We start from the raw sequence: 18902 nt of genomic DNA, 5'->3' as shown, positions 1-18902 counted from the left end.
CCTCTATTCAGATCATGCCGGGCCGGTAAATCACCGCCGGCAGACAGGAAAGAATAGAAACATGACTCCCGCAGCCTTCACGCAGACCGATATGGTTCGCGACACCGCCGCCGCGCCGCGCATCGAGCAGGGTGCGCTGCGCCTGACGCGCACCTCGCGCCGCTTCCCGAGCTTCGTCGCCGAGACGCAGACCTCGCTCTTCCACGCCTGGCGCCCGTAAGCTTCAGTTGCGTTCGCGTACCAGCATGAGCGTCGGCCAGTCGCCGGCGACATGCGTGTCGACGAGGCGGCATCCCGCCGCCTCATAGGCCGCCAGTACATCGGCGGCCTGGTCGTTGAGCAGCCCGGCGAGCAAGAGTGTGCCGCCGGGCGCCATAACCGAAGCGATATCCGCCGCCAGCGCCACCAGCGGCCCCGCGAGGATATTCGCCGTCACCAGATCATAGGGCGCCCGCGCCCGCAGCCGTTCGTGGTCGAAGCCGTCCGCCGCGACCAGCTCGATCTCGCCCGCGCCGCGGCCGACCCGCTCGCCGTTCACCTCGACATTCTCGATCGCGACGTCGACCGACACGGGATCGATGTCGCTGCCGATGATCTTCGCCTGCGGCCAGCGCTTGACGATGCCGAGCGCGAGGATGCCGCTGCCGGTGCCGAGATCGAGCACGTCGGTGAAGTCACGGCCTTCGTTGGCCAGCCGGTCGAGGATCGTCAGGCAACCGGCGGTGGTCGCATGCTGCCCGGTGCCGAACGCCTGTCCCGCCTCGATGCGGATGCCGATCTGGCCGGGTTGCAGGCTGTCGGCGTGCGCGGCGGTATAGACGTGGAAGCGCCCCGCGGTGATCGGCTCCAGCCCCGCCTGGCTCATCGTCAGCCAGTCCTGCGCCGCCAGCTTCTCGATGAGCATGTCGGCGCGCGTGGCGCTCGGTGCCAGCGCCAGCAGGTCGGCGATCAGCACATCGTCGGGCGCGTCCTCAACATAGGCGGTAAGCAGCCAGCGCTCGGGATCGCGCTCGTCGGCCTCCTCGGTGGCGATCACCGGCGGCTCGCGCCCCGACGCGAGGCGCACCTCGCCGGCGAGGTCCTCGCCTTCCTCACGGGTGCAGGGGAGGGTGATTTTCCAGGTGTCGGTCATAGCGACGGACATAGCAGCCCCTCTCCCCTCAAGGGAGAGGGGTCAGGTAACCAGTTCGATGAAGCTGTCGAGCACGCGCTTCTGCCCGGCCTTCTCGAAGTCGATCTCCAGCTTGTTGCCGTCAATCGCGGTGATCTTGCCGTAGCCGAACTTGCTGTGGAACACGCGCAGCCCGACGCTCACGTCCTTGCGGCCCGGATTGCCGACGCTGACCGCGCTGGCCTTCGCCTCGAGCAGCGGCCCGCGCGTCTTGGGAATGCCGCCCTGCGCGGCGGCGCGTGACCAACCGGGCCCGCGCCCGGTGCCGCGGCCGACGTCGAAGAAGCTCTCGCGGTCGGAAAGGGCGGCGCGCCATAGGCTCGCGCCGCCGCTCATCGTCGTGTCGACGTCGATATGCTCGTCGGGGAGCTCGCCGACGAAGCGCGACGGAATCGACGAGGTCCATTGGCCGTAGATGCGGCGGTTGGCGGCGTGGAGGATGTAGGCCTTCCGCTTCGCCCGCGTAATGCCGACATAGGCGAGGCGCCGCTCCTCCTCGAGGCTGGCGTTGCCACCCTCGTCGAGCGAGCGCTGGCTGGGGAAGACGCCTTCCTCCCAACCGACGAGGAAGACATTGTCGAACTCAAGGCCCTTGGCGGCATGGAGCGTCATGATCGTCACCTTGGCGGTGGCGTCCGACTGCTCATTCTCCATGACCAGCGCGACATGGTCGAGGAAGGCGGCGAGGTTCTCATATTCCTCCATCGCTCGCGTGAGTTCCTGGAGGTTTTCCAGCCGCCCCGCGGCCTCCGCCGAGCGGTCGGCCTGCCACATCGCGATATAGCCCGATTCCTCGAGGATCAGCCGCGCCAGTTCGGCATGCGGCAGGTCGTCGAGCTGGCCGCGCCAGCGGGCGATGTCCTGCACGACGCCGCTCAGCGCCCGCCGGGCGGCCGCCGGCAGCTCATCTGTCTCGGTCAGCGCCGCCGCCGCGCTGGTCAGCGCGATATTCTGCGCCCGCGCATAGCTGTGCAGCCGCTGCAGGCTCTTGTCGCCAAGGCCGCGCTTCGGCGTGTTGACGATCCGTTCGAAGGCAAGGTCGTCGGCCGGCTGCGCAACGACGCGGAAATAGGCGAGCGCGTCGCGGATCTCGGCGCGCTCGTAGAAGCGGAAACCGCCGACGATCTTGTAGGGCAGGCCGATCGAGATGAAGCGGTCCTCGAACTCGCGCGTCTGGAACTGCGCGCGGACGAGGATGGCGACGTCGTTGAGCGAATGGCCTTGCCGCTGCAGCTTCTCGATCTCGTCACCGATCCAGCGCGCTTCCTCGGGCCCGTCCCACACGCCGAGGACGCTGACCTTCTCGCCGCCCTCCGCCTCGGTCCACAGCTCCTTGCCGAGCCGGCCGCTGTTCTTGGCGATGACCCCGCCGGCGGCGCCGAGGATATGGCCGGTCGATCGGTAATTCTGCTCCAGCCGGATGACCTTGGCGCCGGGGAAATCCTGGTCGAAGCGCAGGATGTTCGCGACCTCGGCGCCGCGCCACGAATAGATCGACTGGTCGTCGTCGCCGACGCAGCAGATGTTCTTCCGCTCCTGGGCGAGCAGCCGCAGCCACAGATACTGGCTGACATTGGTGTCCTGATATTCGTCGACCAGCACATATTTGAAGCGCTGCTGATACTGCGCCAGCACATCGGGGTGCTTCATGAAGATGGTCAGCATGTGCAGCAGCAGGTCGCCGAAGTCGGCGGCGTTCAAAGCGAGCAGCCGCGCCTGATAGGCGGCGTACAAATCGCGGCCGCGCCCGTCGGCGAAGGCGAAGGTTTCGTCCTCGGGCAGCTTCTCGGGCGTCCAGCCGCGGTTCTTCCACTTGTCGATCAGCCCGCCGAGTACGCGCGCCGGCAAGCGCTTCTCGTCGAGATCGGCGGCGGCGATGATCTGCTTCAGCAGGCGCAACTGGTCGTCGGTGTCGAGGATGGTGAAGTTGGACTTGAGGCCCACCAGCTCGGCATGGCGGCGCAGCATCCGCGACGCGACCGAGTGGAAGGTGCCGAGGAACTGCATGCCCTCGACCGCGTCGCCGATCATCCGGCCGACGCGGTGCTGCATCTCGCGCGCCGCCTTGTTGGTGAAGGTGACGGCGAGAATTTCGCTCGGCCACGCCTTCCGCGTCGCGACGAGATGGGTGAGCCGCGCGGTCAGCGCGCTGGTCTTGCCGGTGCCGGCGCCCGCCAGCACCAGCACGGGGCCCTCGGTGGTCAGCACGGCCTCGCGCTGCGGCGCATTGAGACCGCGCAGATAGCCGGGTTCGGGATTGGGGACTGGCACGCTCACGCACGAACAGTTAGGGAACAGATATCTCCACGGCAAGCGCGGAAAGGCGATCATCATGCTCACTGGTAAGTGTCACTGCGGTGCGATCAGCTATGAAGCAGAAGGCGAGCCCGAGCATCACGCGCTCTGCCACTGCACCGACTGCCGCGGCTGCGCCGGCGCGCCGATGGTCGGCTGGATCGCCTTCAAGGAAGCTCAGGTGCGCATCAAGGGCACGCCGGTGACGTATAAGTCGTCGGAGCATGGCCGCCGCGATTTCTGCGGCACCTGCGGCACCGGCCTGTTCTACCGCAACGCGCCGGTCTTCCCCGGCGTCGTCGACATCCAGTCCTCGACGCTCGACAACGCCGCCGACATGGCGCCCGGCGCGCAGATTCAGGCGGCGGAGCGGCTGCCGTGGGTGAAGCAGCTGAATGAAATCCACGCCTTCGAGCGTTACCCAGGGTAGCGTTCAGTCGCGATTCAGCGGCTTCGCGAGAGAAGGGCTTCATGGCGGTTCGCAAGGTCTGGATCGGCGCCGGCGTGGTCGCGGGGCTCGCCGCCACGGTGGCAGGGGTGCCCTATTTCATCGACTGGAGCTGGTTCAAGCCGCAGATGATCGCGGCGGTCGAGGACGCCACCGGCTATGACGTCGCGGTCGAGGGCCAGCTGCGCTTCGCGCTGTTCCCGCGGCCGTCGCTGGTCGTCGACAAGGTCGCGATCACCGGCTTTGGCGCCGAGCGCCAGCCGCTGATCCGTGCCGATCAGCTGGCCGCCGCCGTCGCCTTCTGGCCCCTGCTCGGCGGCAAGGCGGAGGTCGACTATATCGCGCTGAAGACGCCGGTGGTGCTGCTGGTCTCCTACGCCGATGGCAGCAACAACTGGTCGCGGCCCGACGACGCCAAGGCGGCGAAGTCGGAAACGCAGCTCGAGATCGCCGATTTCCGCATCGAGAACGGCACCCTGATCAAGCGCGCCGCGACGGGATCGGAGCTGCGCATCGACGACATCGACGTGCAATTGTCGGTGCCGAGCCTCGACGGGCCATACGGCATCGACGGCACGCTCGTCTGGAACAAGCTGCCGGTGGCGTTGAAGGCCAGCTATGCGATGGGCGGCGGCCTCAAGGTCGATGCCGACATCGAGAAGGCGGGCAAGATCAGCTTCGCCGGGCGGCTGCCCGAGGTCGCGGCCGATGCCGCGCAGGAAATCGCCGGAACGCTGACCGTGTCCGCGCCATCGCTCGACGGCCTGCTGGCGAAGTTCGTCGACGACAAGGACAGCGGCGAGCCTTCGCCGGCAATGGCGGCGGCGATGAGCCTGCGCGCGGTCGTGTCGGGCACCACCGAGGCGCTGCGCCTCGCCAACCTCAGCGGCAGCGTCGGTGGCAGCAGGATCGGCGGCGAGGTAACGGCACGTTTCGCCGAGGCCACGGCGCTCAGCGGACGGCTCAATCTCGATACGCTGGATGCTGAACGCTGGCAGTCGCCTGACAGCGGCGACGACACCGAGCCCTTCACGATCCCCGGAGGCTATGCCGCCGACCTGCTGCTCAGCGTTGGTCGGTTGAGCTACGGCAAGGCGGCGCTCGGCCGGGTCGATGCGCCGCTGAAGCTCGCCAATCAGGTGCTGACGGTAGGACGCACCGCCTTCGTGCTGCCCGCTGGTGGGCTCGGCGTTTTTCAGGGCACGATCGATACGCCGGGGACGCAGGGCCTGCGGGTGCGCGGCACGCTCTCCGCAGAGGTGCCGCAGCCGAGCGCGACGCTCGCGGCCTTCGAGATCGGCTCACCGCGCGGGCTGCCGGCGCTGACTCTGGCTGGCCCGATGACGATGGTCGACGATGTGGTGACCCTGCCGGCCTTGCGCGGCCGGTTCGATGGTAGTCCCTATGTCGCCACCGCCCGTTACCCGCTCGCCGAGGGGCAGCCGATCGACGCGACCTTTGTTGCCGACCGGATCAACTTCGACCGGCTGCGCGGCGATTCCACGCGTCCGTCCGCCAAGGGCGAGGCCGGGCCGACGGTGCGCTTCACCGTCGCCGCCAAGCAGTTGCTCAACGAAGGCCGCGTGTTCGGCAATGTGCGCGCCAACGGTGTCTATGGCGGTGACAAGGTTACGCTCGCCAGCGCGTCGGCTGGCGATGCCTTCGGCTTCGCGGTAGAGGGCAAGGGCGAGATCGCCGATCTATCGGGCGACATGGATACCGACCTGTCGGTGTCGCTCGCCGGCGCCGACACGCGTGGCGCAGTCGCGATCAAAGGGCCGCTGGCGCGGATGACGGTCAACGGCACCGTCAACTATGCCGGCGCGGCGGTCGGCGTGGACGGCTGGGTCAAAACCGAGCCTCAGCTCACATATCAGATCGACGTCGATGCCAAGGCGGCGGAAGCGGCGAAGCTGCTCGGCCAGCCGCAGGCGATCGGCCCGCTGGTGCTGACCCTGAAGGCGAGCGGCGCGGGTGACCGCACGACGCTTTCCAACATCGCCGGCAGCGTCGGCCCGATGAAGCTGGCGGGCAGCGCGGTCGTGAACACCGCCGGCACGCGGCCGGTCATCACCGCGACCCTGCGCGCCGGCGATGTCCCGCTCGACAGACTGTGGGGCCGCTCGCCGACGGGCGCGGCGGCGGCGGCGCGCAACCCGGATGCGCGCTGGTCGAAGGAACCGATGGACTTCGCCTTCCTCGACAGTTTCGCCGGCAAGCTGACCTTCACCGCCGATCGGCTGACCTACGGCCCCTATGCGCTCGGCGCGCCGACTCTGGTGCTGGCCTCGAACGGCCGCCAGGCGACGCTCGACCGCTTTGAAGGCGAGCTGTTCGGCGGGCGCATGGCAGCGTCGGGCAGCCTCGACGCGCGCGCGATGCCGGCGGGCAAACTGAAGCTCAGCCTGACCGATGTGCCGATGGAGCCGCTGCTGAAGGCCAGCATGGCGTCGGTGCCGGCCACCGGCACCGCCACCATCACCACCGACCTCGCTGTGCGCGGCCGCTCGCAGCAGGAGATGATCGCCAGCCTCGCCGGGCCGGTGCGTATCGCCGCGGAGAATGGCGTTATCAACAAGGTCGATCTCGACAGCCTCAACCGCCAACTCGACGGGCTGCGCACGGTCAACAGCTTCCTGCAGTTCGCCGGCACCGCGCTCAAAGGCGGGCAGACGCCGTACAAGACGCTCGGCATCGAATTGCAGGGGCGCGGCGGGCGCTTCGATATCGAGCGCGTGGTCACCGACATGGTGGGCGGCAGCGCCACGGCGACCGGCGCGATCGACCTCGCCGACTGGACTGCGAACGTCAACGCGGTGCTGAAGCTCGGCAGCTATGCTGACGCACCATCGATCCCCGGCAGCATCCGCGGGCCGCTGTCGGCGCCTGAGGTCGACTACAACCTCAACCCGATGAAGCTGTGGTTCGGCAAGCGCATCGCGCTTGCGGGGCTCAATGCAGCGGTGAAGGGGGAGGGCGTCGGTCTGGGCGACCTGCTCGGCGTGAAGAAGCCGACGACGCCGGGGATCGTGCCGGGACCGGCAAGCGACGGTTCGCTTCCCGCCACCGACACCCCGGTCGCGGAAGCGCCAGCGCCGCCACGCAAGAGCGTCGAGGAAGAGCTCGGCGATGTGCTGAAGCAGGGGCTGGGCGGATTGTTCGGCAAAAAGAAGAAAGCGGTCGAACCGGCGCCCGCCGTCGACGCGCCACCCGAGGAAACTCAGCCGCCGACGTAACGCAGCAGGTGCAGCCGTGCCTTGCCGTGGTCGCGGGTGGTGTCGAGCTCGTAGCCCGGCGCGTCGAGCGTCTCGTCGCGGCTGGTCTCGACGCTGACGATGGCGCCCGGCGCCAGCCAGCCGCGCTCGATCAGCCGCGCCAGCGCGGGCGCGGCGAGATCCTTGCCATAGGGCGGATCGAGGAAGGCGACATGATGCTGCCGCGTCGCGCTGCCCAGCGTCTCGACGCGCTGCGCGATGACGTTGGCCTCGGCGCCGAGCTTGGTGACGTTGGCCCGCAACGCATCGAGCGCCGCGCGGTCGCTCTCGACGAAGCTCGCCTGCGCCGCCCCGCGTGACAGGGCTTCCAGCCCAAGCGCCCCGGTCCCGGCAAACAGATCGACCACCGCCAGATCCTCGAAACTGCCCAGTCGGCTCGCCAGCATCGAGAACAGCGCCTCGCGCACCCGGTCGGCGGTCGGGCGGGTCGCGGCACCGGCGGGCGAGGCCAGCGGGCGGCCGCGCCAGCGCCCGGCGATGATCCTCATTTCTTCAGCTGCTTCTGCAGCTTGGCCAGCTCGTGCGGCGTCACCTCGGCGACCTCGCCGGGCTCGCTGTCACCGAGGTTGAACGGGCCATAGGCGGTGCGGATCAGGCGGGTGACCTCGAGCCCGAGATGCTCGGCGACCCGACGAACCTCGCGGTTCTTGCCTTCCTTCAGGGTCATCGACAGCCAGCCGTTCGCACCGGTGCGCCGCTCCATGTCGGCGAGGATCGGCCCGTAGCGCACGCCCTCGATCTCGACACCCTCCGACAGCGCCTCCAGCGCCGATTGCTCGACCCGGCCGTAGACGCGCACGCGATACTTCCGCTCGACCGCGTTCGCCGGCAGCTCGAGCGCCCGCTTCAGCTCGCCGTCGGTGGTGAGCAGCAGCAACCCCTCGGTGTTCATGTCGAGCCGCCCGACCGGCTGAAGCCGCGGCAAATTCTTCGGCAGGATATCGTAGATGGTGCGCCGTTCCTTAGGGTCGCGCGCCGTCGTCAGGCAGCCGCCGGGCTTGTGGAACAGGAACAGCCGCGCGGCTTCCGGCTCGGCGACCGGGTTGCCGTCGACGGTGACGTTGGCGAGATCGACGAGCAAGGTCGCCGGCGTGGTCAAGGTCACGCCGTTGAGCGCGATCCGCCCATCCTCGATCATCCGCTCGATGTCGCGGCGCGACGCAATGCCGGCACGCGCCAGCAGTTTGGCGATGCGCTGCGGCGTGCCGGGAGCAGGGGCGTTCTCGGCCGGCTTGGCAACGGGCTTACCAGAAGGCTTGCTGGCAACCTTGTTCGCGGGGCGCGGCTTGTCGGCGGGGGCACGGCGCGGCGGGCGGGCAGGGCGGGGGCGTTCGGGCTTCATCGCCGGGACATGGCGGTCGCGCCGGGGCTTGGCAAGTGCGGTTGACCGGAGGTTTGCGCGCCTCTACGTCGACAGCCGTGCCCCTGTGGCGGAATCGGTAGACGCGCTCGACTCAAAATCGAGTTTCGAAAGAAGTGTCCGTTCGAGTCGGACCAGGGGCACCATCCGCGCTGGCTATTCGGCCGCCGGCGCCAATTCCCGCTTCGCCTTCATCGCCTTGTACCGGTCGCGGATCGCCCGCATTGCCGGCCGCTCGACGAGGAAGGTCACCGCCGCCGACAGCGCGATGACCAGTATCAGCGCGATCAGGATGGCGAGATTGGCGTTCACGCCCTGCGCCTCAACCGCGGCGATGATCGTCCAGCCGATATATTCATGCAGCAGGTAGAGCGGGTAGGAGATGGCGCCGAGCGCGAGCAGCGGCGCGGCGGCGAGCAGCCGCGCCTTGCCGAAGGCGATCGCCAGCAGCAGCGCGGCGGTGATCAGCGCGACGACCAGATGGTCGAGCCCGTCGATCACGCCAATGGTGGCCAACGAGAACGCAATGAGCAGCAGCGGCCGGATCGCCGGCACCGCCCCGGTCATCAGCCGGTAGGCGGCGATGCCGAGCGCGAAGAAGGGGATGTACTGCTGCACCAGCAGCAGGCCGATCTTGTAGGAGAGGTCGATGCCGGCAAAGGCCGCCGTGCCCCACCACAGCCATTTGAGGCCGATCCAGAAGACCAGCACCAGCTCGATCCGCCCGAGCAGCCGCGTCATGAACAGGCCGAGCATCAGCGCGTAGAAGAACAGCTCGACGAGCAGGGTCCAGTAGACGCCGTCGACGCTCGGGATGTCGGCGGCGCCGTGCACCATCGTCAGATTGGCGGCGATCACCCACAGCGGCTTCTGCAGGTCGGGCAGCACGCCCAGGCTGACGACAGCGGTGGTGAGCGCGATCGACATCCAGTAGGCGGGGTAGAGGCGCGAGAAGCGGCTGACGATGAAATCGGCGGGTGTCTTCGTTCGGCCAAGCGTCATGAAAATGACGAAGCCGCTGATCCCGAAGAACAGGTTGACCCCGAAATGCCCCCAGGGCGCCGAGACGAGCGGCGCACTGTTGTGCCCGAACACCACATCGTAGCGACTGGTATAATGAAACAGCACGACCACCAGCGCCGCGAGCCCGCGCAGGGCGTCGAGCTCCTGCAGGCGCCCTTCCGTCCGCACCGATTCGATTGTCATGCGGCTATTTTACCAGCGTGCGGTACTTGAGCGTGATCGAGCTGCCGTCGACCATCGAGCCGAGGGTCTTGAAGCGGATATGTCGGATAGCAGGATCGGCGAAGGTTGGGCCGACCCCAGCTGGTACGTGCGTCCAATGTGCATCGTTGCTGACGCTGGGCGATGCCATGGTGGAATAGCTGATGCAGCTTGCGCTGCAGGTGAGGCCGCTGCTGTTCGCGGTGAACTCGAAAGTATTGCCGCCGGCATAATTGCCGGCAAAGAAATCCGCCTCCGCCGGCAGCGCATCGCTCAGGATTACGGTATTATTGTCGACCGTCGCCCCCGCATTGTTGGTGATCGTGATCGTATAGTCGACCGCGGCGCCCGGAATGCGCTTCGGGTTGGTGGTGTCGTTGACCGGATCTGAGAACACCACGCTCGTCTTCTGCGCGGCGAGGCCGGCGGGGAAGGTCAGCGAGGCGACGGCTGGCGTTGCGTTCTGCGATTGAACTGACTGCGAGCCAACGTTCGGGTCGATGCGCATGTACGCGGCATCCTGAGCGATCGTATTGGTCAGGATGCCCGAACCGGTCGCGACCACGTCCATGGTGAAGGTGCAGGTGCTGCCGCCCGGAACGGTGAGGCCGCGAACGGTGAACTGGTTCGTGCCAGGGTCGGCGACAGCAGCAATATTGGTGCCGCAGTTGGACGAGCCATTGTTGGCCAGGTTCGGTACGGCGGCATTGACGACCCCCGCGGGATAGGTGTCTACCAGCGAGATGTTATTGCTGGGATCGGAAGCCATCGAGGCGCCGCCGATAAAGCCGAACGGCTTGGGGTAGGTGCCGCCATTCGGGTTGCTGACGCTGAAGGTGAAGGTGCGCGTCGTGCCGCTTGCCGCCATGTAAGGCGAGTAGCTCTTCTTGATATACGGCACGCACTCGGCGCCCGACGAAACGCTGCGTGACGACGCGCCGGGCTGGCTCGAGATGCCGACACCCACATGGTAGAGTGCTCCAAAGCTAGCGGAATTACCCGCGGTGCCCGCGGTCGCGCCGGTCGATGTCCCGGCCGCCGTTCCCGCCGCACCGCCGCTTACGCTCGAAGAGGCCGCACCGGCGAGATTTGCACTCACCGCTGTTGCCCCGCCGCCGCCGCCGCCGCCGGGGCCGGAGTTGTTTCCGACACCGGTCGTGGAACCGCCGTTTCCGCCACGCGCCTGAAGGCTGAGGCTTGGCGCCGTGACCTGGCTCTGGTCATTCGACGCCATGATGATCCATCCGCCGCCGCCGCCGCCGCCAGCCGCATCGCCGGTAGGGCCGGTTGTGGCATTAGCGCCATTCGCCGTCACCGTGCCGGTACCGGTAATCGCGTTGGCGCGAATGATAACAATCCCGCCACCTGCCGCACCGCTGGCCGCCCATGCGGCGTTGCCGACAGCGTCGTTTGCGCTTCCCGCTCCGCCGCCGCCGCCGAACGAGGCCATCTGTTGGGTGCCGTCGACGTGATTGGTCGCGCCGTTATTGTTGCCGCCGGCGGTGTTGAGCGCGGAGACGACGGCAGGCGTGATGCCGAAGCCGCCGATGCCGGGATTGCCGCTACCGTTGAAATTGCCGCCGCTACCGCCCTGACTGTAGCCTGCGCCGCCGCCGCCGCCCGTATTCTGGCTGTTGCCGGTACTTGCTGGCGTCGGCGCGTTGTCAGTGCCGCCGCCGCCGGCATTGCCGGGCGCCCCGCGGCCGAGCGCGCCGCCGTTGTAACCATCTGGCGTGCCGGTGTTGGCGAGAGCGCCATTGTCAGAAACAACGCCTGCCGTATTCACAAATCGAGGGGTTCCCGCGATGCCTTCGCCCTTGAAACCGTGGGCGTAGGCAACGCTGGTGCCATCGCCAGGCGTGCGGTTATTGACGTTGGTCCCAGAGCCAGGCGAGTAGCGGACATAGTTGCTGTTCGCCACATCCCAAGAATTGCCAGTATTGCTAAAGCCGGTGAACTGGCGCCCCCCGCCGCCGCGGAAGCCTTTTCCGTTCACGTCGATGGTTTGGCCGTTGAAATCTAACGTACCGGCCACATCCAATACAACGATGCCTCCAACCGGTTGCAATTGCCCGCTGGTGCTAGACCCGGGCGATACGAAGGCTGGACCGTTCTGAAACGGCGGCGCGGTCACCGTTCCGGTGAGGCGCATGTTGGCAACTTGATCAAGGAGAATGACCTGGCCGCTTTTCAAACGATCCTGCGTGACGCCCGGGCCAATGTTGAAATCGACGGGCTGGAATTCACCGTTACGGAGCGTGATGCTGCCGCCGGCCGCAGCCGTGGCGCTGGAGGCGGTGACGCGGTAGAAGCCGAACCGTGCGATCGAACCGCGTGTGTCTAGCCCGCGACCAGTAGTATGGCTACCGCCTTGGCCATAGCCTGAGCCGTTCGTCTGGGTGATGACCGCTGCCTGCGGTTGGATGACCAGCACCATGTCTCCCGCAACAATGTTACGCGGGTTGCATTCAGCACAATTTAGCGCCGGGCCCACAGTGATGTCAGGCACGGTAGACCAGCCGTTCGCACCGCTCGGCACCACTGGGTAGTAACTATTCAGGATGCCGCTGGCGGTCGTGTTGTTCACGCGGCTGGTCGGCGCGGCGCACACATTGGCGATGGCAGGCGCGGAAAAGGCGACGGTCGCCAGCAACGCGAGGCGTAGCTTCACTTGTCCTTACTCCCAAGCCCCAGGTCCTGGGGCGTCTGCTGATCGAACTTCAGGCGCATCATGATGTAGAAGCCGTCGCGGGTATAGCGCGAAGCCTCGAAGTCGCGGTCGCGGAAGCCGACGAGGTTGTAGCCGACGCTGATCCACGCGTTGGAGAAGGGCGTCACGCCGATCGTCGGGCCGACCGCGTAGGCGATGGCATCGCCCTCGAAGGCGTGGCGGATGCTGCCCGCGACACCGACGTCGAGCCAGGTGGTGAGATCGAGACGGGCCTCGATACCCAGCAGGTGGGTGTAGCCGGTGTAATCCTGCGCATCGAAGCGGCTGAGGACGTACTTCGAGCCGTAGAACAGCGTGAACTGCGCGCGCTGCTCGAGGTCGCCGTCCTTCCAGGCGCCCGACACGCGGTTGAGCGCGAGGTTGTTGACGATGCGCCACGACTTGGCGTCGCCCGACACCGAGAGGCCGCTGTTGCCGAAGGGATTGTAGCCGCCGACGACGCCGCCCTCGACCTTGTCCATGCGCACTTCGAGCTTGTCGAGGATCGACCAGCGGCTGCCGATCGGGCGCCAGGCGACCGAGGCTTCGGTGTTGACCGCGGTGGTGCGGCTGCCGTCATCCTGGTCGAAGCGGAAGGCGCGGGTCGCGAGCGACAGCGAGATGCCGTTCTCGATCTGGCGCAACAGCGACATCTGCACGCCATACTGATCGCCGCTGTCGGCATCGCGATATTCGAAGCGGCCGTTCCAGCTCCACAGTTCGCTGCGATAGGTGGCGCCGCCGCTGAAGGCGATGAAGTCGTCGACGAGGCGGCTGGCCGCCACCTGGTTGCCCGACAGCTGCCCGCCGGAGGCGATCGGGTGATAGACGTTGAGCACGTCGGCCGCATCGACGCCGCCGCTGAAGGTCTGGGCGCTGTCGACCGACAGGTCGACGCCCCAGTTCTTGTTGAGCAGCAGCGACTGCGACAGGCCGAGGTTGGCGAAGCTGCGCTCGCCATTCTCGCCGATCTGCTGCTGGTTCAGCGTCGTGGTCAGGCGCGAACCGCCCCACGGCGAGGCGTCGATGCCGAACTGCGTCGTTGCCGCGTTGAAATCCTCGCCGTCGGTGATCTCGTGGCGGGCCACGAGGCGGACATCGGGGAGCAGCGCGTAGGCGGCGCCGAAGCGGTAGCGCGCCGGATAGTCGATGCTCTCGGGCGTGCCCTTGCCGATGCTGAAGTCGCTGTCGGCGGTCACGTCGAGCTTGCCGTCGAGCAGCCGCTGGCTGGCGCCGAGCTGCAGCAGCGTCGAGGTCAGCTCCTCGCCGGTCTGGTTGGTGTCGTCGGTGTGCAGCACGCCGACGCGCATCGACGTGTTGTTGTTGCGGTATTCGACGTTGGCGTTGACCGCCTGCCGTTCGGCGACGCCGCCGGCATAGGTCTCGCGATAGGCGCTCGCGTTGGCGTCGAGGCCGGTGGCGATCTGCACGCGGCCGTCGATGCCATATTTGGTCGTGCCGCCCTCGGCGCGGTTCTGCTGGCCAACGCCGAACGACGTATCCTGTTGGCGGTAGTAGACGACCGCGTCGACCTTCTCGCCGCGGTGCTCGACCTCGGCGATATAGGCTTCGTTGGTGCCGGCGCCCTTGCTGTCGGTCAGCGCGGCCTCGAGGCGCACCTCGGTCTTGTCGGTCGGGCGGAGGCGGACATCAACGGCGCCAAGGTTCGACTTGCCCATGCCGTCCTCGTCGCGCACCGCGGTGACGCCGAGGCGGACCTTGCCCGGGATCGGCTCGACCGCCACGCGCGCGCCGCCGTTCATATAGGTCACCGCCGAGCCCTCGGTCTCATATTCGACCACGATGAAGATCGGGTTGAACTGACGGTCGCGGCTCAGGATCGGCTCGCGGAACAGCAGCGTGCCGGCGTCATAGTCGATGTCATAGTCGATGTGACGCGTCAGGAACTTGGTATCGACGATCCGCTCTGACCGGAAGCGGTCGCGCGTCTCGATGCGCACCTTCTCGGTGTTGAGAATCAGGTCGCGACGGCCGAGCGGGTAGGGGCCCGACAGGCCGTTGCCCTGGATCTCGTCGCGCTGGAAGTTGAGGCTGGTGTCCGCGATGAACGCCGTGGCCGCGACCTTCTCATTGCGGAACTCCGCCTTGCCGCCGGTCAGCGTTCGGCTGTAGGCGCCGAGCTGCGATTCCCCGAGGCCGGTGTCATAGTCGCCGAACAGCGCGTAGAATTGCGGGCGCTCGAGGCGGAGGTACAGCTTCTCCGAGCTGGCGGCGTCATAGCCCTGCTGCGAGCGGTCGCCATAGACGGTGTAGTAGCGGCCCGGATCGATGACGCGGAGCAGCGAGCGGCGGCCGTCAAGGCCACGCTTGCTGCGCTCGCTGTCATAGGCCAGCGTCAGCACCCATTTACCCTTGACGCGACCCTTGGCGTAGAGCGTCGCCTGACCATCCTGGATGGTCTTGTCCTTGGTGGTGTCGGTCAGCCGCTCGCTGTTCTTCGCCAGCGTGTTGAAGCCATAGGTGCCCGAAACGAAGCCGACGACCATCCAGTCGCGCGCCGCCGGCTCGAGCCAGGCGCGAACCTCGTCGGTGCGCTTCTGGCGGTCGAAGGTGAACTCGAACTCCAGCTCCGCGGTGCCGGTCTGCTGCGTCGGCTGCAGCTCGATGAGCGCGATGCCGTCATCGCCGAGCACGCGCCACGTCGTCTCGTACCGATCGAGGCCGGCGAGCTGACGCTCCTGCTGCAGGTCGACCTCGGTCGCCGCGGTGTAGGGCGAGCGGATCTTGAACGGGCCGGTGAGGCCGGCGCGTACCGGCTTGCCCGAGCGGTCGGTGATGCGAACCGCGATGGCCGGGCGGGTGACGCCGTCTGCCACCAGCTTCGACCGCTCCGGCACGAACGTCGCCCGCGTCGCGGTGTTGCTGTAATAGATTTTGCGCTCGAACACCTGCGGCGCGCCCTCGCTGAGCACTTCCGCCTTGATGACGTTCTCGCCGTCCTGCAGCGGCAGGCCACGCCATGAGCTGATCGCGAAGCTGTTGTCGGTGCTGAGCTCGAGGCCCTCATAGAACAGCGGGTCGGCGATCTTGCCGTTGACCGTCAGCTTCACGCGCTGGCGCGGCAGGTGCTTCAACACCACGCTCGTGACCGGCGCACGCGGGTTGTAGTCGACCTTCGGATAGAGAAGGGCGGGGGCCGGCGTCGGGTCGGCGAACCAGTCGATGTTGCCGGCAGCATCGGTCTTCAGGCCGCTTTCCACGCCCGGCGTATCGGTCGTCGCCTCAGCTGCGGTCGCGGTCGCCGTTTCGCCGTCGGTGGCCGGCACCGGCTCGCCCGGAACCGCGGCGACGGCCTTGGCGGCGATCGCACCCGGCTTCTGGCCGACGCGCGGCGAGGCGGCGGCGCCTTCCTTGCGCTTCAGGACGAAGTCGGCGCGCCACAGCGAACCGCCCTGGCCCTCGACGAACTGCGAGAAGGCGCGGCCGGCGGTGCGGGTGTTCTTGATGCACTCGACCAGTTCATAGCCTTCGGGGATCGTCGACGTGTCGACCTGCACGACGTGCGTGCCGGGGCGGACGCCCTCGAAATGATATTGGCCGTTCTCGTCGGTGACGACGAAGGTGCCGTCCTCCATCACCAGGCGGATGCCGGTGACGCCCGGGCGGGTCTTCGGATCGATGCCGCACTGACCCTCGGACACGCGGCCGACAATGGTGAAGGCGTCGGTGAAGAAGCCGTTGGTGATGCGGACGCCGACAGTGGCACGGTTCGAGGCCGAGATGCCGCCTTCGGCGGTCGCGGTCGCTTCGTTGACCGCCTCGCCGAGCGGGGTGCCCGGGCCGACCTGCGTGACATAGCTGACGGTGCGCGTCTGGGTCGCCGGAATGGTGCCGAGCTGTACCGTGAGCGTCCGGCCGTCGTTGGAAATCTGCGGATCGGCGACCTTCTCGCCGTTCACGTTCAGCGATCCGGCGCGATAGCGCAGGCCTTCCGGCAGCGTATCGGTGATGAACGCGCCCGTCTGGGCGACGATGCGGTTGCGGTTGGTCAGCGTCACTTCATAGCGGATGAAGTCGCCGACCGACGCCATGCCGGTCGAGGCATTCTTCACCAGCACGAGCTGGCCGCGCAGCGGATCGACCGGCAAGTCGATCTTGATCGGCGCCGGCGTGAACACCGGGAAGGGCGCACCATAGGAGCCGCCGGCGGGGGTGTTCGGGTCGGTGTCGAACGGATTGATCGTGAAGGTGAGCCCGTCGGGACCAACCAGCAGCGACAGGTCGCGCGGCGCCGTGGTCGACGGCCAGCGGAAGCCGCCCGGCGGCGTCACGCGCAGGATATAGTTGCCCGGCCGCAGCAGCGGGAAGCGGAAGCCGCCGATCGGGAACTGATAGGTACGGATGTTGGTGGTGACCGATCCGCCCGAGGTGACGGTGGTCGGGTAGGGCTCGGGCAGGCCGTCGTCGCCGAACGCCTCGGTGGGCTGGCCGGACGAGTTCAACAGCGTGACCGTCGCGCCGTTGATCGGCGCGCCGTCCTCGGTCGAGAAGACATAGCCGAACGGATCGATCAGCGCCTCGGCGGTGCCGATATCGGTCGGGTAGAAGGCGTCGACATAGCTCGCGCTGATGTCGGTGCCGTTGCCGACCGACAGGTGGCAATCCATCTTCACCGCGGCGGGCGGGATGGGGAGAGTCGCGATCGGCGCCACGAAGGTCGCGGTGTCGGGGCCGGTCTCGCGCAGGCGCAGGATTTCCTCGTCGCCGCTGTTCGTGGTGACGCGCACCTCGATCAGCTCCTCGGTCAGGGGGTCGAGGTTGCGGTTGCCGTCCTGCAGCGAGATGAAAACGATGTCGCCGCCACGGAAGGTGCGCGTCGGCGCCAGCGGCGCGCTGGCCAGGTCGAGGCCCGCCGGCATGTTCGGCAGGTCGATCGAGGTGAAGCCGGCGCCGTTGCGGCACTGGCCACCGTCGGCCGAGGTGTTGGTCGTGCCGCCGCCGCCGCCGGGCGTGTAGCGGAGGAAAGTGAGCTTTGCCGGGGTCGGCGGCAGCTCGGTCATCACGGTCGTGGTGTTCGAGGTGACGGTGCGCTCGCCGCCGCCGACGGCGAAGCGCATCGTCGCAGTATTCTCGATCGTCGCAGCGTGCAGCCCACCCGCCGCCGCGCCCAGAAGCGCGGCGATGGGGAACAGGATGTGGGCGAGCTTGCTACGCATGCGTCAGATCCCCCGGCCGAGGCCGGAGATGCCTCCTCAGTTGATCGTTGCGCGGAACTTGAGTGCGCGGGTACCGCCCACGGGGAAGCCCGTGGCGATCGACCCGGTCACTCTCGCCGGCGGACCGACGACGAAGTTGGCACCGAAACCGTCGGCATCGCTTTCGCCCACGCCGGCATTGTTGGCGTCGGTTTCAGGCGTCGTCGCCGTAAGGCAGGTTTCGCCCGACCGCAGCGAGCCGGCGACATAGGTCATCGTCGTCGGGACCGGGTCGTCGATCACCACGCCGTCGGCCGCCGTGGCGCCGCTGTGGGTCAGCAGGATGCAATACTCCACGATCGCGCCCGGAATGGCCTTGGCTTCCGGCGCGTTTACGGTGCCGACGCCGCCCGGACCCGGGTGGCTGATCACCGACCCGGTCTTGGTGGCGGCGATCGACGAGGCCGCGACGACAAGCACGCTGAACGCGCTATGGCGGCTGTCGCCCGAGGCGCCGTCGTCGCCTGCCGGCCCCTGGCCGTCGGCGAACACGTTCTGTGCCGCGCCGCCGGCGACGTCCGCGGCGGCGCTATCGTTGGCGAAGGTGCCGCCGAGAACCGCGTCGTCAGTGCCAGAGCTGATGCGCGCTTCGCCGGTCAGCGAGATGACTTCGGTCGCGCCGTTCGCCAGGCCCGACGGAATGTTCATGACCACGAACACGGTTTTGCGGCCGGTGGTCGGGTTGCCATCGACGGTCGGCAACAGGTTGTCGAGGTAGGTGATGGCAAGGTCGGTGCCTGCCTCGTAGGTACCGTTGTTGTTGGTATCCTCGTGGATGGTCGGGCTCTGACCATCGAAGCTAAGCGGGGTCGTCGAGGTACCGCGCGGGCCGGTCGTCAGGTTGAGCGCCTGGGTAAGCCCGATGTCGATCCTGTCGTTCGACTCGTTCGAAACCTGGAAGGTGACATACTGGCCCGTCGAGCCCGGCACGACGGTCTTCGTCGTGCTGCCGACCTCGGTCACGACCACGTTGATCTTGCGGTCAACGGTGAAGTCGTGGGTGCCCGTCGCGGTCTGCGTACCGCCACCGCCGATCGTATAGCTGACCGTCGCGGTGTTGGTGACGGTGGAGCCGGCTTGCGTGCCGGCGGCATGTGCCTGCTGGGCCGCAAACAACGACGCCACGGCGATCGCTGCCTTTCCCAGCTTTTTGAACATGTTGCCCATAGTCTTCTTCCTGTTCCCCTGAATGAATTTGCGCGA

Annotated in this window: 11 protein-coding genes and 1 tRNA gene; 4 read left to right on the top strand and 8 right to left on the bottom strand. The window is 67.5% G+C overall.

The features are described from left to right. Positions 1 to 61 precede the first annotated feature (61 nt). Positions 62 to 220, top strand: a complete 159-nt coding sequence (locus ACFOMD_RS15360; RefSeq protein WP_380862930.1) for a hypothetical protein — start codon at positions 62 to 64, stop codon at positions 218 to 220. A 3-nt stretch (positions 221 to 223) separates the two neighbouring features. On the opposite strand, the gene ACFOMD_RS15355 is transcribed toward ACFOMD_RS15360, so the two are convergent. Both ACFOMD_RS15355 and ACFOMD_RS15350 read right to left on the bottom strand, forming a co-directional pair. Continuing rightward, positions 224 to 1132 carry a 50S ribosomal protein L11 methyltransferase gene (locus ACFOMD_RS15355; RefSeq protein ID WP_380862928.1) on the bottom strand — a complete coding sequence of 303 codons (909 nt, stop codon included), beginning with the start codon at positions 1130 to 1132 and terminating at the stop codon, positions 224 to 226. Positions 1133 to 1174: 42 nt separating this feature from the next. Further along, positions 1175 to 3448: an ATP-dependent helicase gene (locus ACFOMD_RS15350; protein ID WP_380862926.1), complete on the bottom strand. Its 2274-nt coding sequence runs from the start codon at positions 3446 to 3448 to the stop codon at positions 1175 to 1177. 55 nt (positions 3449 to 3503) lie between these two features. On the opposite strand from ACFOMD_RS15350, the gene ACFOMD_RS15345 reads away from it, so the two are divergent. Both ACFOMD_RS15345 and ACFOMD_RS15340 read left to right on the top strand, forming a co-directional pair. Then, on the top strand, positions 3504 to 3896 hold the full coding sequence (locus ACFOMD_RS15345) for a GFA family protein (RefSeq protein WP_380862924.1): 393 nt from the start codon (positions 3504 to 3506) through the stop codon (positions 3894 to 3896). Between the two features lie 41 nt (positions 3897 to 3937). Continuing rightward, positions 3938 to 7150 (top strand): AsmA family protein, encoded by a 3213-nt coding sequence (locus ACFOMD_RS15340; RefSeq protein ID WP_380862922.1) that lies wholly within the window; start codon positions 3938 to 3940, stop codon positions 7148 to 7150. On the opposite strand, the gene rsmD is transcribed toward ACFOMD_RS15340, so the two are convergent. Continuing rightward, complete coding sequence (rsmD, locus tag ACFOMD_RS15335) at positions 7135 to 7677, bottom strand: 16S rRNA (guanine(966)-N(2))-methyltransferase RsmD (protein WP_380862920.1); 543 nt, start codon at positions 7675 to 7677, stop codon at positions 7135 to 7137. The two genes, ACFOMD_RS15340 and rsmD, sit on opposite strands and share 16 nt — an antisense overlap. Further along, the gene (locus ACFOMD_RS15330; RefSeq protein ID WP_380862918.1) at positions 7674 to 8531 is read right to left on the bottom strand and encodes a pseudouridine synthase; all 858 of its coding nucleotides are present in this window, start codon (positions 8529 to 8531) and stop codon (positions 7674 to 7676) included. Before ACFOMD_RS15330 ends, rsmD begins: the two co-directional genes overlap by 4 nt. A gap of 79 nt (positions 8532 to 8610) precedes the next feature. Between ACFOMD_RS15330 and ACFOMD_RS15325 the strand changes: the two genes are divergently transcribed. Further along, positions 8611 to 8695 (top strand) — tRNA-Leu (locus ACFOMD_RS15325). A gap of 10 nt (positions 8696 to 8705) precedes the next feature. Here ACFOMD_RS15325 and ACFOMD_RS15320 read toward each other — a convergent pair. Genes ACFOMD_RS15320 through ACFOMD_RS15305 form a run of 4 tightly spaced genes read right to left on the bottom strand, consistent with a single transcriptional unit; the run spans position 8706 to position 18866 of the window. Beyond that, positions 8706 to 9755, bottom strand: coding sequence for an acyltransferase family protein (locus ACFOMD_RS15320; protein WP_380862916.1), 1050 nt, complete (start codon positions 9753 to 9755; stop codon positions 8706 to 8708). 4 nt (positions 9756 to 9759) lie between these two features. Then, positions 9760 to 12444 (bottom strand): DUF7933 domain-containing protein, encoded by a 2685-nt coding sequence (locus ACFOMD_RS15315; RefSeq protein WP_380862914.1) that lies wholly within the window; start codon positions 12442 to 12444, stop codon positions 9760 to 9762. Then, positions 12441 to 17660, bottom strand: a complete 5220-nt coding sequence (locus ACFOMD_RS15310; protein WP_380862912.1) for a hypothetical protein — start codon at positions 17658 to 17660, stop codon at positions 12441 to 12443. The genes ACFOMD_RS15315 and ACFOMD_RS15310 overlap by 4 nt, the downstream gene beginning before the upstream one ends. A gap of 36 nt (positions 17661 to 17696) precedes the next feature. Next, positions 17697 to 18866: a hypothetical protein gene (locus ACFOMD_RS15305; protein WP_380862910.1), complete on the bottom strand. Its 1170-nt coding sequence runs from the start codon at positions 18864 to 18866 to the stop codon at positions 17697 to 17699. Positions 18867 to 18902 lie beyond the last annotated feature (36 nt).

Source organism: Sphingoaurantiacus capsulatus, from assembly GCF_042648405.1.
Taxonomy (GTDB): domain Bacteria; phylum Pseudomonadota; class Alphaproteobacteria; order Sphingomonadales; family Sphingomonadaceae; genus Sphingoaurantiacus; species Sphingoaurantiacus capsulatus.
Note: the sequence above shows the minus strand (reverse complement) of the source record. Positions and strands in the feature narration are given on the sequence as shown.